General features: G+C 49.1%; 13 protein-coding genes. 9 read left to right on the top strand and 4 right to left on the bottom strand.

Annotated features, from left to right (window positions below; translation table 11 throughout):
• From WBV75_RS01600 to WBV75_RS01630, 7 genes are all read left to right on the top strand, one after another.
• On the top strand, positions 1-913 hold a 913-nt coding region (locus tag WBV75_RS01600), incomplete at its 5' end, for a response regulator transcription factor (RefSeq protein ID WP_424118907.1).
• A 93-nt stretch (positions 914-1,006) separates the two neighbouring features.
• The gene (locus WBV75_RS01605; RefSeq protein WP_424118908.1) at positions 1,007-1,546 is read left to right on the top strand and encodes a TlpA family protein disulfide reductase; all 540 of its coding nucleotides are present in this window, start codon (positions 1,007-1,009) and stop codon (positions 1,544-1,546) included.
• Between the two features lie 98 nt (positions 1,547-1,644).
• On the top strand, positions 1,645-3,339 hold the full coding sequence (lysS, locus tag WBV75_RS01610) for a lysine--tRNA ligase (protein ID WP_424118909.1): 1,695 nt from the start codon (positions 1,645-1,647) through the stop codon (positions 3,337-3,339).
• Between the two features lie 13 nt (positions 3,340-3,352).
• Positions 3,353-4,786: an SLC13 family permease gene (locus tag WBV75_RS01615; protein ID WP_424118910.1), complete on the top strand. Its 1,434-nt coding sequence runs from the start codon at positions 3,353-3,355 to the stop codon at positions 4,784-4,786.
• Between the two features lie 116 nt (positions 4,787-4,902).
• The gene (locus tag WBV75_RS01620; RefSeq protein ID WP_424118911.1) at positions 4,903-7,407 is read left to right on the top strand and encodes a zinc-dependent metalloprotease; all 2,505 of its coding nucleotides are present in this window, start codon (positions 4,903-4,905) and stop codon (positions 7,405-7,407) included.
• A gap of 205 nt (positions 7,408-7,612) precedes the next feature.
• Positions 7,613-7,774, top strand: coding sequence for a hypothetical protein (locus WBV75_RS01625; protein WP_424118912.1), 162 nt, complete (start codon positions 7,613-7,615; stop codon positions 7,772-7,774).
• A gap of 222 nt (positions 7,775-7,996) precedes the next feature.
• Positions 7,997-8,452 carry a hypothetical protein gene (locus WBV75_RS01630; protein ID WP_424118913.1) on the top strand — a complete coding sequence of 152 codons (456 nt, stop codon included), beginning with the start codon at positions 7,997-7,999 and terminating at the stop codon, positions 8,450-8,452.
• A gap of 68 nt (positions 8,453-8,520) precedes the next feature.
• Here the strand turns inward: WBV75_RS01630 and hemL are convergent, their stop codons facing one another.
• Genes hemL through WBV75_RS01650 form a run of 4 tightly spaced genes read right to left on the bottom strand, consistent with a single transcriptional unit; the run spans position 8,521 to position 11,887 of the window.
• The gene (gene hemL / locus WBV75_RS01635; protein ID WP_424118914.1) at positions 8,521-9,816 is read right to left on the bottom strand and encodes a glutamate-1-semialdehyde 2,1-aminomutase; all 1,296 of its coding nucleotides are present in this window, start codon (positions 9,814-9,816) and stop codon (positions 8,521-8,523) included.
• A 4-nt stretch (positions 9,817-9,820) separates the two neighbouring features.
• Positions 9,821-10,609, bottom strand: a complete 789-nt coding sequence (locus WBV75_RS01640) for a glucosaminidase domain-containing protein (RefSeq protein WP_424118915.1) — start codon at positions 10,607-10,609, stop codon at positions 9,821-9,823.
• A 29-nt stretch (positions 10,610-10,638) separates the two neighbouring features.
• The gene (locus WBV75_RS01645) at positions 10,639-11,541 is read right to left on the bottom strand and encodes a 1-aminocyclopropane-1-carboxylate deaminase/D-cysteine desulfhydrase (protein ID WP_424118916.1); all 903 of its coding nucleotides are present in this window, start codon (positions 11,539-11,541) and stop codon (positions 10,639-10,641) included.
• Between the two features lies 1 nt (position 11,542).
• Entirely contained in the window at positions 11,543-11,887 is a 345-nt protein-coding gene (locus WBV75_RS01650) for a hypothetical protein (protein ID WP_424118917.1), read from the bottom strand.
• Positions 11,888-12,055: 168 nt separating this feature from the next.
• On the opposite strand from WBV75_RS01650, the gene WBV75_RS01655 reads away from it, so the two are divergent.
• Together WBV75_RS01655 and WBV75_RS01660 are read left to right on the top strand one after the other, a co-directional pair.
• The gene (locus tag WBV75_RS01655; protein ID WP_424118919.1) at positions 12,056-12,220 is read left to right on the top strand and encodes a DUF5522 domain-containing protein; all 165 of its coding nucleotides are present in this window, start codon (positions 12,056-12,058) and stop codon (positions 12,218-12,220) included.
• Between the two features lie 60 nt (positions 12,221-12,280).
• Positions 12,281-12,558: DUF4136 domain-containing protein (locus tag WBV75_RS01660; protein ID WP_424118918.1), on the top strand; the 278-nt coding region annotated here is incomplete at its 3' end.

A 12,558-nucleotide genomic window follows, 5' to 3' on the forward strand; every position in this document is an offset into this window, starting at 1 on the left:
GCCCTATTCGGATCAGATCATCCATAAAGCAATGGCAGGGCCAGCTGGGGAGTTTGAGTTTCGGGGGGATAACCTCAATAGCAAAAATCGAATCTACAGAATTCATGTGGAGGAATGTGAGGATGGGGGAAGCGAGACGGGGCATTTTCTAAAAGGCTGTAATGCGTATCGGTCCGTGCTTTTTTTGGCACGGAATCAGGATACCCTGGGATTCCCGGAAACCCTGGGCGGGGAGGTCTTGTGTAGTATCCAATCGACGAACGCAAATAGTACGGATTTGCTGGAAGTAGATGCACTCAAGGAACAAATGATCCTCGATTTCACCGAAGTACCCAGTGCAGCCAGCAGGGAACTCAATTTAAACAAATGGTTCCTTCTTTGGAAGGATTATGGAAAAGCAGCAGAGGAACCTCTGACCGAGCTCTATATTTATGCTTTCCTCTCCGACAGGGGTAGCGAAACACATGACTATTACCTAAAGGATCTTGTCGGGAGCAGCTATTACGTTGAGCTGGCCGAAAGCCTTGAAAAAGGGTACTCCAATGCCACCTTTACCAGAATCTACCGAAGCGAAATTCAGGCCGATTTGAATGTTATGCAAGGGGCTACGGCCCCTGCAGCAAAGCTTCCCTGGATACTGCTCTGCCTGCTTTCCATCTCGGTTTTTATAAACTTCTATTTCATTCGTAAAAAAGGCGTAAATAAACATCAAAAGCGTTTTACAAAGGCAGAGGACAACCTGACACAACAGGAAAAAGCTGTTCTGCATGAAATCCTTGAAGGTCGTTCCAACAAAGAAATTGCCGCCGCACTCTTTATCAGCCTAAGTACCGTAAAGTCACATATTAACAGCATCTACAAAAAGTTGGGGGTCAGCAGTCGAAAAGACCTCAAAACGCACTTCAGGGATTAATTCCACCCCGGTTCTAGTCCCAAAATACACCCCGGTAATCTTCTTTCATGACCGTTCATTAGAGATTTTTGGTCAAACCAAAACTGTGAACCCATGAGATTAAATCTGATTATTCTGGCCTTGTTTTCATGCCTTGCCTCCTTGTCTGCCCAAGCTCCGGGAACCGAAATAACTCTAAAAGATGGAAGTAAATTCCTCCTTGGGACCATTGGGCGGGAAAGGCTAAAGGTCGAGCCCTATTCAAAGTGGTTCAACAGCCAATACAACGCATATGAGCCACAAAGGGGAGCACTGAGCAACCTCGCCTTGCATTTCGACAAGGTGCGTATCCTGATTTTTTTGGGCACTTGGTGTGGTGACAGTAAAAGGGAAGTTCCCCGGTTTATCAAGATAACGGATGAGCTGGATATTCCAGATTCTCAAATTAACTTTATTTCGGTCGACAGGCGACCGGGTACTTATAAAACAAGCCCTGGGGGCGAACATTTGAAGTGGAATATAAAACGAGTCCCTACCTTTATCCTTCTCAGGGATGGCCGTGAAATAGGTCGGATCGTGGAGCACCCTAAAATCAGCCTGGAATGGGATCTCTGCGATCTGCTTCAATGTGCTCCCGATATACTCCGCAAATAACCTAATATTCTATAGCCGGTATGGCGCATTAGGTGTGATAAAGATGGGAAAGGTATTTTGAGCCTAAAACCGTAGTTTTGCGCTTTAAATCAGAATACATGCAGTTATCCGAACAGGAAGTTATCCGAAGAGAAAAACTGGGGCAGCTCCGGGCCCTTGGCATCACCCCATATCCGGCGGCCATGTTTCCGGTAGATACCCGGACCCATGATGCCAGGGAGCACTTTGAAGAGGGCCGGAAGGTTGTCATGGCCGGTCGGCTGATGTCGCGCAGGATTCAGGGCAAAGCCTCGTTCGCTGAGCTGCAGGATAGCGAGGGGCGGATTCAACTCTACTTCAACCGGGACGAGATCTGCCCGGGGGATGACAAGACCCTCTACAACGAGGTGTATAAAAAACTCCTGGATATAGGGGATATCATAGGGGTTGAAGGGACCCTTTTTAAAACTCAGGTGGGCGAAAAGACGGTTCTGGTAACAGGCCTGACAGTCCTGAGCAAAGCCCTGCGCCCCTTACCATTGCCAAAGACAGATGCTGAAGGCCGGGTGTACGACGAATTCAACGATCCGGAATTGCGCTACCGGCAGCGGTACGTGGACCTTGTGGTCAATCCACAGGTGCGGGACGCGTTTGTAAAACGCACAAAAATCACAAACAGCATTCGAAATTTTTTCAATGCCCGGGGGTATCTGGAAGTAGAAACCCCCATTTTGCAGCCTATACCCGGTGGGGCGACTGCCAGGCCTTTTGTCACCCACCACAATGCCCTGAATATCCCGCTCTACCTTCGTATTGCCAACGAACTTTACCTCAAAAGGCTTATCGTCGGGGGCTTTGAGGGGGTCTATGAATTTTCAAAGGATTTCAGGAATGAAGGGATGGACCGGACCCACAACCCGGAATTCACTGTAATGGAGCTCTACGTGGCTTATAAAGACTACCTCTGGATGATGGAGCTTACCGAAGAACTCCTGGAGCAGGTTGCACGGGAGGCCACAGGGGGCACCGAAGTTACTGTGGGGGAGCAGCGTATCGACTTTAAAGCGCCCTACCCGAGGGTTCCGATCCTGGAAGCCATAAAAACCCATACCGGGTTTGACCTGAATGGCATGGATGAAACCGCCTTGAGGGAGGTGGCAAAAGAGCTGAAACTCGAACTCGACCCCACCATGGGCGTCGGAAAAATCATCGACTATATTTTTGGGGATTTTTGCGAACACCATTACATCCAACCCACTTTTATAATCGACTATCCTAAAGAAATGAGTCCCCTGACCAAGGAGCACCGTTCCAAACCCGGCCTGACCGAGCGATTTGAACTCCTGGTCAACGGGAAGGAAATCGCCAATGCGTATTCCGAGTTAAACGACCCTATCGATCAGCGGGAACGCTTCGAAGAACAACTCCGTCTATCTGAGAAAGGAGATGACGAGGCCATGTTTATCGATCAGGATTTTCTGCGGGCACTGGAATACGGCATGCCCCCAACCTCCGGTATTGGGATCGGGATTGACAGGCTGGTTATGTTGCTGACAAACAATTCTTCCATTCAGGAAGTCCTGTTTTTTCCCCAAATGCGCCCCGAAAAAAAACCGCTCGACCTCGCAGAGCATGAAAAAACAGTGCTCACCCTTTTGAAAGCCCAAGCGCCCGTAACCCTCGCAAATCTTAAAGCAGAATCGGGCCTGAGCAACAAGGCCTGGGATAAGGCGATCAAAGGTCTGACAAAACTCGGTCTGGCTTCGGTAGCCCGGGAGGGGGAAACCCTCATGTGTTATTTAAAAGACTCGTAGTATATTAGGGCGCATGCACCTATCCAAAGCCATCGGATTAGTTCTCGGACCAGTTCTTTTTATCGTCCTGAACCTGATCCCCGACCTTATTGAAGGCCATCCTGAGGCCAATGCGGTTATCGCCACGGCCACCTGGATGATTATTTGGTGGATTACCGAGGCCGTTTCCATCTCGGTGACTGCCCTTTTGCCCCTTCTGCTGTTTCCTTTACTTGGGGTAATGCCCCTTACCGATGTCGGGGCCAATTACGGGAGCCCGATTATTTTTCTGTTTTTTGGTGGTTTTGTCCTCGCCCTCGCCCTGGAAAAAGTAAACCTTCATCGCAGGATAGCCCTGACTATCATTCACCTTACGGGCACCACCCCTGAGAAAGTCATCCTTGGTTTTATGATCGCCACAGCCTCATTGAGTATGTGGATCAGCAATACGGCAAGTACCGTGGTGATGTTGCCCATAGCTCTTTCGGTGATCCAACTGTTGATCCAGGATGCCGATGGTTTCACTAAAAAAGATAAAAACTTCGCCCTTAGCGTAATGCTCGGTATTGCCTTCTCAGCCAATGCGGGAGGGATCGCCAGTGTAATCGGAACGCCCCCGAATTCGGTATTGATCGGCCTGCTGGAGAATGAATACCAGATTGAAATCTCATTCCTCAGGTGGATGACCATCGGCCTTCCGATTTCCATCATCCTGATCGGGATCTCTTATCTGGTTTTGGTGAAGTGGATGTTTCCCTGCAAAGGGCTGAAGTTTGGAGCTTCCCAATCTGTAATCCGGGATGAACTGCGCAAATTGGGTCCTCCAAGTCCCCGGGAAAAAATGGTGCTTGCTATCTTTGGGGTCACCGTATTCCTATGGGTTTTCAGGACACTGATCAACAATTGGATACCCGGCCTCGGGTTATCAGATACAGGGATCAGTATGCTGGCGGCCATCTCCCTCTTCTCCATTCCTTTTAACCTTAGAAAAGGTGCATTTATCCTTGAATGGAAAGACACCACTCGCCTGGCCTGGGGCATCCTCATCTTATTTGGGGGCGGACTGGCCCTGGCAAGGGGTATGTCTGCCAGTGGTATTGTAGACGTGGTATCCGATGCCATTGCCGCGGCCGAGGTTTCCATCGTCTTTACGGCCTTCCTGTTGATCCTGCTGATGCTTTTTATGACCGAACTCATGAGCAATGTAGCGCTCGTAGCCGTCCTGGCGCCCGTAGTAGCCGGGATCGCCATTGGGCTCAATATTCCGATGCTCCATTTGCTCATACCGGTAACGATTGCCAGCAGCTGCGCTTTTATGCTGCCAATGGCCACGCCGCCCAATGCGATTGTCTTTGCCAGCGGCTACATCAAAGTCCATGAAATGGCCCGGGTGGGTGTGATTCTCAACCTGATTTCCGTGGTCCTGCTGGTCCTTATTTTTCAATTTGTAATGCCCCTTCTTTTCTGACAAAAGAAAAACCCCTGTTCTCACAGGGGGTATCCCGCTGCCTTAATATTTCGTTAACATGGAATTCTTTTAAATTTTAAGTTCTTTGGGCTCAAATTTTAAACTCATTTGCCAAAATGCGCCTGAATCCCCCATTATCACTCTGTTTTTTAGTTTTTCTCTTCCTTGGATCCCTTCAGCCATCGAACGCCCAACTCTTTAAGAAAAAGAAAAAGGCCAAAACAGAAGCGTCGGATAAAAAAGAAAAAGACAACAAGAATGGCATAAAGCCTTATGATAAAGTCATCACAAAGGAGGCCGTCACTGACAAGGGTCTTTTTGATGTCCATCAGATTGAGGATAAATGGTATTATGAAATTCCGGACTCGCTCTTTGGGCGGGAAATGCTGATGGTAAGCCGGATTTCCAAAACCGCTTCCGGCATTGGCTTCGGCGGGGGCAAAATCAATACCCAGGTGCTCCGATGGGAGAAAAAACCCACAAAAGTATTGCTCCGGGTGGTCAGTCATGACGTAGTTGCGGCAGACTCTTTGCCCGTTCATGAAGCCGTGGTCAATTCAAATTTTGAGCCTGTGCTCTACTCCTTCGAAATCAAAGCTTTAAAAAAGGATTCTCTGAACCCCGCTACCGTTATTAAAATGGACGAGCTCTTTACCAAAGACGTGAAAGCACTGGGTATGCCGGATCAGTACAGGAAACGTTTTAAGGTTACCCGCCTGGATGACAACAGGAGCTATATTGAATCAGTGAGCAGCTATCCCATGAATATTGAAGGGCGGCATGTTAAAACTTATAACGCGTCTAACGCCCCTTCCAACGGGAGTCTGGGCTCTATTTCCATAGAGATCAACAATTCCATGATCCTGTTGCCTGAAGAACCGATGAAAAGGCGGTATTTTGACGAGCGGGTCGGATGGTTTGCCCGGGGACAGGTCGATTATGGCCTGGAAGCACAGAAAAGTGAAACCGTTCGATTTCTGGATCGGTGGCGCCTGGAGGTCAGGGATGAGGATATAGAGAAATTTAAGCGCGGGGAACTGGTCGAACCCAAAGAACCTATTGTGTATTACGTAGACCGTGCAACACCACAGCAATGGGTCCCCTATATCAAGCAGGGGATAGAAGACTGGCAGGTGGCCTTTGAGGCAGCTGGTTTTAAAAATGCCATCATCGCCAAAGATCCTCCTTCACCAGAGGAAGACCCGGAGTGGTCTCCGGAAGACGTGCGTTATTCCGTGGTTCGCTACCTGGCCTCCCCGGTACGAAACGCCAGTGGCCCGCATGTCAGCGATCCGAGAAGTGGTGAAATCCTGGAATCCGATATCAATTGGTACCACAATGTGATGAGCCTGCTCAGGGGGTGGTTTTTTGTTCAGACAGCTGCCATCAATCCGGACGCCCGCAGGGCAGACTTTGACGATGCGGTGATGGGTCGGCTGATTCGGTTTGTGTCCTCTCACGAGGTAGGGCATACCCTGGGACTACCCCATAATATGGGGAGTAGTGTAGCCTATCCGGTAGATTCCCTAAGATCTGCCCGGTTTACAGAAAAATACGGTACAGCCCCATCCATTATGGACTATGCGCGCTTCAATTATGTGGCCCAACCCGGGGACGATGGCGTGGCCCTTATGCCTAATATCGGGATCTATGATAAATACGCAATCCGCTGGGGCTATAAACCGATTCCCGATAAAACGGCGGAAGCTGAAAAACCCATATTGGATTCATGGATTTTGGAGCATGCCGGAGATCCGCTTTACCGTTTTGGCCATCAACAGGTGGGTGATGTGGTCGACCCGAGTTCCCAGACCGAAGATTTGGGGGACGATGCGGTACTCGCCAGCACCTACGGTATTCTGAACCTGAAAAGAATCGTGCCAAACTTGATTGAGTGGACCTCAGAAGAAGGGAAGGACTACGAGGATCTGGAAGAACTATACGGACAGGTGGTGAGTCAGTACAACCGCTATATGGGCCATGTTTCCAACAATATTGGTGGGGTCTATGAAAATCATAAGACATACGATCAGGAAGGTCCCGTCTATACCTATGTTCCAGGGGAGCACCAGGAAAAATGTATGGAATTCCTTCAGGAGCAGCTTTTTGAAACACCTGAGTGGCTTCTGGACAAAGAGGTCTTCGGACGGATCGAATATTCCGGTGCTGTAGAACGGATACGCCGGTTGCAGGTACGCACCCTGAACAACATCCTCAGCCTGGGGAGAATGGCCAGACTCATTGAAGCGGACGCGCTGGAAAGCGAAAACGCTTATAGCCTGACTGAAATGATGCAAGACCTGAGAACAGGCCTGTGGTCTGAACTTCCAAAAGGGCAGGAAATAGATACCTATCGAAGGAATTTGCAGAAAGCCCATATAGACCGGCTGCACTACCTGCTTACGGCGGAAAACCAGGCGAAGCAGAACGACCGGGGAGGATACCGGAAGTCTACGGCCGTCAATACGAGCCAGTCAGACATCCGATCCATTGCCAGGGCAGAACTCACGCGCATCCAGCGCCAGGCACGTTCCGCCTCAGGGAGGACTTCCGATGCCATGACGCGCTACCACCTCGAAGATATTGTTGCGCGCATTGAACTCATCCTGAACCCGAGCTAGGGCTGGCCTTCGCGAAGCAATACCTCCACAAAAGACCTGAAAAACCCGTTAAACGGCAATTCCGGACCTATTTTACGAAAATGGGTTTTCGGAGTTGCCCACAGGTTTCCCTGTTTTCCCAACAAAAAAGCACCCGCTGACAACAAAAGCAAAAAACACCCCGATTCTCTTCCTAATTTGTAGATCAAATCAAACCCCCAAAATCATGAACTACAAAGTCAAAAGCCTGATTTACCTTTTCGCCTTTATTTTAAGTGCCCTTCTCTATCAGCAAATGGAAGATACACAGGGTTCAGATACCATTGAACAGTCCAGTGAAATTTCAATGAACGGTACTATGGACACTGCAGAGGACCATGTGCTCTAAGAGGCCCTTACCATATTTAGGATTCATAACATCTCAATACTTATTACATTAATCAATATCCCGAGAGGTTAAACCTCCGGGTTTTTTTATCCCCCTTTTACACATGTATACATCCTTTCCCCCAGGGCAGGACACTGTGTTAATTATTTTTTAAATCCGGATTCCGGATTAAACGTTCGTCCGAACTGTGATTCTAAGGTTAAAACACCTAAACAGATTCACATGAAAAAAACAATGGCACTTTGTGCACTACTCATCGGACTGGGAGCAAACGCACAACACAGACCTCATCAACCCGTCCGCGGAAATGATCACAGTACTGAACTTTCTACTCAGCAGCGGGCCTCGCTTCAATCCAAGCGCCTGACGCTCGCCCTTGGACTGGACCAGCAGCAACAGGACCAGATAGCTGCACTACTCAAAACCCGACTGGATGAGCGCATGGAATGGAAAGCCTCGCGAAAATCTGAAGCGGGCTCCACTGAACGGAAAGATGGAGCCTCCCGATATACCGCTCTAAATAGCCGGCTGGACCGCGAAATTGCCTTTCAGGAAAATATCAAAGGTATTCTTTCGGATTCCCAGTTTGAGCAGTGGAGATCACTCAGGGAAGATAAAATGAAGGAAAGAAAAAACAGATCACGAGGCAGACGCAGGCACCAAGCAAGGCAGGGATAGGCCGGGAATGCCGGACCCAATTATAATTCTTATAAAATAGCAGGATCAGGTCCTGCTATTTTTTTGCTTTATCGGGTTACTTTGCCACGCATCGCCGCACCTGCAGAGGCTATGGCAAGGTCCAGATCTTCATAAGACAGGGCATCGTTGAGGAAATAACTCTCGAAAGCACTGGGCGGCAAATAAACACCACGATCGAGCATCCCGTGAAAATAAGTCTTGAAGTGGGGGTTGTTCCCGGTAGCTGCTGAATCAAAATCCCGAATGGGAATATCTGTAAAATGAACTGAAATCATGGAGCCGAAGCGATTGATCTGAAAAGGAAGGTCTGTAGTTTCCAGTTCGCCCTGCAGTCCCTTATGGAGGTAGGCGGTTTTCTGCTCCAGCCTTGAAAATACTTCAGGATCTTCCTCAATAGCCGTGAGCATGGCAAGGCCGGCACCCATGGCCAGCGGATTCCCGCTTAGTGTCCCTGCCTGGTATACCGGACCTTCCGGGGCGAGATGCTTCATGATCTCCCCTCGAGCCGCAAATGCCCCAACTGGAAGCCCTCCCCCGAGGACCTTTCCAAAGGTGGCGATATCTGCCTGAATACCGAGTGCCTCCTGGGCCCCACCGGGCGCCAGTCGAAATCCGGTCATTACCTCATCAAAAATCAAGAGAATTCCACTACGGGTGCACAGGGCCCTCAGGCCTTCCAGAAATCCCGGTTCAGGGGGGATACATCCCATATTACCCGCCACAGGCTCCAGAATGATCGCGGCAATGGCTCCTGCATTTGCCTCAACCAGGGCTTCGACACTCTCCAGGTCGTTGTACCTGGCCAACAAGGTGTCCTGGGCCGTTCCCGGAGTAACCCCGGGGCTGTTCGGGCTGCCAAAGGTCACTGCCCCACTGCCCGCCTGTATCAGAAAGGCATCCGCATGTCCGTGATAGCAACCCGCAAATTTAATGATCTTATGGCGTCCCGTGTACCCCCGTGCCAGGCGCACGGCGCTCATACATGCCTCTGTACCACTATTGACAAACCGGACTTTTTCAACATTGGGAACCATGGCGACAACCTTTTCAGCCAATTCGGTCTCCAAAGCTGTCGGCATCCCAAAAGAAGTACCCTTCCGGGTTCGGGAAATCACAGCTTCCAGAACCGGCTCAAATGCATGCCCGAAGAGTAAAGGGCCCCAGGAGGCGATAAAATCGACAAAGCGATTTCCGTCCTCATCAAAAAAATAGGCACCCTTGGCTTCTTTAACAAAAACCGGGGTACCCCCTACGGCCTTGAATGCCCGTACCGGGGAATTCACCCCTCCGGGTAAAACTTTATAGGCAGCGCGAAAAAGGGCGCTACTTCTTTCGTATCGCATGATGTTATTTTACTTTGTCCGCGGGTACTTTTAATACCTGCCCCACAGAAATCTCATTGGTCTTCAATCCGTTAATCCGCATCAATTCTTCAACAGACACCAAATGGCGACGGGAGATCGCATAAAGAGTATCCCCTTTTTGAATCCGGTAGGCAGAATACCCGTCCTGCGTCGAAGATGAGCGGGCGGTATAGCGTTTTCCCAAAACTTCAGCGTCGTACTGATGCAGGTCGTAACGCTCTATAAGTTCTATAAGTTTTTGGGGATAATGGCGGTCTGTAGCGTAACCCGCCTTTTTCAGACCCCGGGCCCACCCTTTGTAATTGTCCTGTTGTAAGTCAAAAAGGGATGCATACCTGGACCGGGTCGTAAGGAACATACTGTGATCCCTGTAGGAATGCATGGGGTGGTTGTACCTTCTGAAACACTCATCACGTTCATCGTCATCATGGCGTTCAAAGTCGCCCTCCCAACCCACATGGCACTTAATCCCGAAGTGGTTGTTGGTTTTTTGGGCAAGTTCGCCCTTCCCAAATCCGCTTTCTAGCAATCCCTGGGCCAATTTTATACTCGCGGGAATACCGTACGTCCTCATTTCAGATTGGGCTACGGGCGCAAAGGTTTGAATATACTCTTCGGGGGAACTGACGGATAAAAAAACAAAGGTGTCCACTCCTTCTGTATTGGGTTCAGCAGAATTACCTTTAGCCCTGGATTTAGAGCTGGCGTCCTTTCCAGAAGAACTGGCATAGGTCGTTTTCTTCTTGGAAATACAGCCGGTAAGTACCAGCATCGAAAGGCATGTTATCCCAAAAAACCTTTTCATAGATGCAACAAAGGTAAGTTCTTTTTCTTCAATTGCATATTCATTCCTGCAATTCCCTGCAGCCCTCCGGTATGGATGGCAAGGACCCGGCTCCCCGAACCCAGGCGACCCCGGCGCAGATCCTCAAGTATTCCAAAAAGCATTTTCCCGGTGTAAACCGGATCGAGGGGAATACCTGTTTTCCCTTTAAAATCATTGATAAAACCAATCAATTCCGGGTTGATCTTACCGTAGCCCCCGAAATGATAATCACGGACGAGCTCCCAGTTATTTGCAAAAATCCAGGTACGCAATTCTTTCTGGAGATCGGGAGCTTTTAGTGCCGGATATCCCAGGATGTGCTGCCCCGGTTGAGCCGAACGCGCCAGGCCAGCCAGGGTACCCCCGGTCCCCACTGGGCAACAGATATGGGTAAAATCCCGATCAGCCAGGGTCAGTATTTCCGAACACCCTCGGACTGCGAGATCATTCGTCCCCCCCTCAGGAATCAGGTATGCGGGGCCAAATGTTTCCATAAGGGTTTTTAAAAAATCCGGATCTGATTTTAAGCGGTATTCCTTCCGGTTGAGAAAAAAAAGTTTCATTCCCCATTGGTGTGCCTGAGCGAGTGTAGGGTTCAAAGGTTTTTCCCTGAGTTCTTCCCCCCGTACCAACCCGATAGTTCGGAAACCGTATTGCTTTCCGGCTGCGGCAGTAGCGTGGAGATGATTTGAAAAAGCCCCTCCAAAAGTGATTAGGGTTTTATGGCCGCCGGCTTTGGCCGCTTCCAGGTTGTATTTGAGTTTTCGATACTTATTTCCCGAGAGATTTGGGAATAGCAGGTCTTCCCGTTTTACGTGTAAAGTGACGTTCTGCGCCCGGAGGACAGGAAGTTGAACGGCTACCGTAATCGCCTCCACCTTAGTGATCCAGGGGGTTCACAAAAATATATTTCAATCCCTGATAGGGCTTACGAACCCTGAGGTAGTCCAGGTTCTTTTCCTCGAGATAGGCCTCGCGCTCAAAACTGATATTTCGATAGGCCCTGTAGAAATCCAGGTAATAAAGGCTCTTTAGCAACCACTCAAAAACATAAAGCAGGTAAAAAAACACCAAAAATAGCTCAGCTTGTTGTCTTAGATGAATGCGCTCGTGATTGATCAGGGCCTTGTCTTGCTTTAATGCCTTATTCCTGAGGATGATAAAAGGCCAAAGCCCAAGACCTACATAGCTGCGGTAAAAAAAGTGTCGGATTACAAGGATCATCTGCTCTTAAACGTCTCACTGCAAATATATTGCTTTATCCTTTTCGTATTCGATCAGCAGGAGGAGATATTGGATAAACGACTATATTGAATGGATATTGACTTCCGGGCATATCCCACATTTCCCGTATTTTTGAAGGCAGAACTACGGGTCGTGGACTTTCGAACTATGCGCGAACAAATTCCTCTTGAAGAAGGAGATTACTACTGGACTCCCGAAGGGTATCGGGTATTTACAGCAAAGTACCTTTTAAAACGGGGCTTCTGTTGTGAGAGCGGCTGCAGGCATTGCCCTTATGGTTTTAATCCCAGGACACAAAGACGTGATAAATAGGCATTTCGGCACAGATTTTGCTGTATTTTGTCTAACTTAGAGATACATAAAACCGTTGCTATGAAAACACTTTCCCGCCTTGCCCTCCTCCTTTTACCCTTTGGCTTGCTTATGGGTTGTTCCTCCGTAGATGTGATCTCAGATTACGACCGCAATGCGACATTTGCCAACTATAAAACATATGCTTTCTACAAAACGGGGATCGATCGTGCCCAGATCTCAGACCTGGACAAACGCAGAATCCTGAACGCTATCGAAGATGAAATGGCCCGCAAGGGATTTGTAAAGTCTGAATCACCCGATCTGTTGGTGAGTATTTTTACCACGGAGAAAGAAAG

The organism is Robiginitalea sp., from assembly GCF_049588695.1.
Taxonomy (GTDB): domain Bacteria; phylum Bacteroidota; class Bacteroidia; order Flavobacteriales; family Flavobacteriaceae; genus Robiginitalea.

Coding starts and splice junctions, on each gene's coding strand:
- WBV75_RS01605 (WP_424118908.1), top strand. CDS start 1,007: ATGAGATTAAATCTGATTATTCTGGCCTTGTTTTCATGCCTTGCCTCC.
- lysS (WP_424118909.1), top strand. CDS start 1,645: ATGCAGTTATCCGAACAGGAAGTTATCCGAAGAGAAAAACTGGGGCAG.
- WBV75_RS01615 (WP_424118910.1), top strand. CDS start 3,353: ATGCACCTATCCAAAGCCATCGGATTAGTTCTCGGACCAGTTCTTTTT.
- WBV75_RS01620 (WP_424118911.1), top strand. CDS start 4,903: ATGCGCCTGAATCCCCCATTATCACTCTGTTTTTTAGTTTTTCTCTTC.
- WBV75_RS01625 (WP_424118912.1), top strand. CDS start 7,613: ATGAACTACAAAGTCAAAAGCCTGATTTACCTTTTCGCCTTTATTTTA.
- WBV75_RS01630 (WP_424118913.1), top strand. CDS start 7,997: ATGAAAAAAACAATGGCACTTTGTGCACTACTCATCGGACTGGGAGCA.
- hemL (WP_424118914.1), bottom strand. CDS start 9,816: ATGCGATACGAAAGAAGTAGCGCCCTTTTTCGCGCTGCCTATAAAGTT.
- WBV75_RS01640 (WP_424118915.1), bottom strand. CDS start 10,609: ATGCTGGTACTTACCGGCTGTATTTCCAAGAAGAAAACGACCTATGCC.
- WBV75_RS01650 (WP_424118917.1), bottom strand. CDS start 11,887: ATGATCCTTGTAATCCGACACTTTTTTTACCGCAGCTATGTAGGTCTT.
- WBV75_RS01655 (WP_424118919.1), top strand. CDS start 12,056: ATGCGCGAACAAATTCCTCTTGAAGAAGGAGATTACTACTGGACTCCC.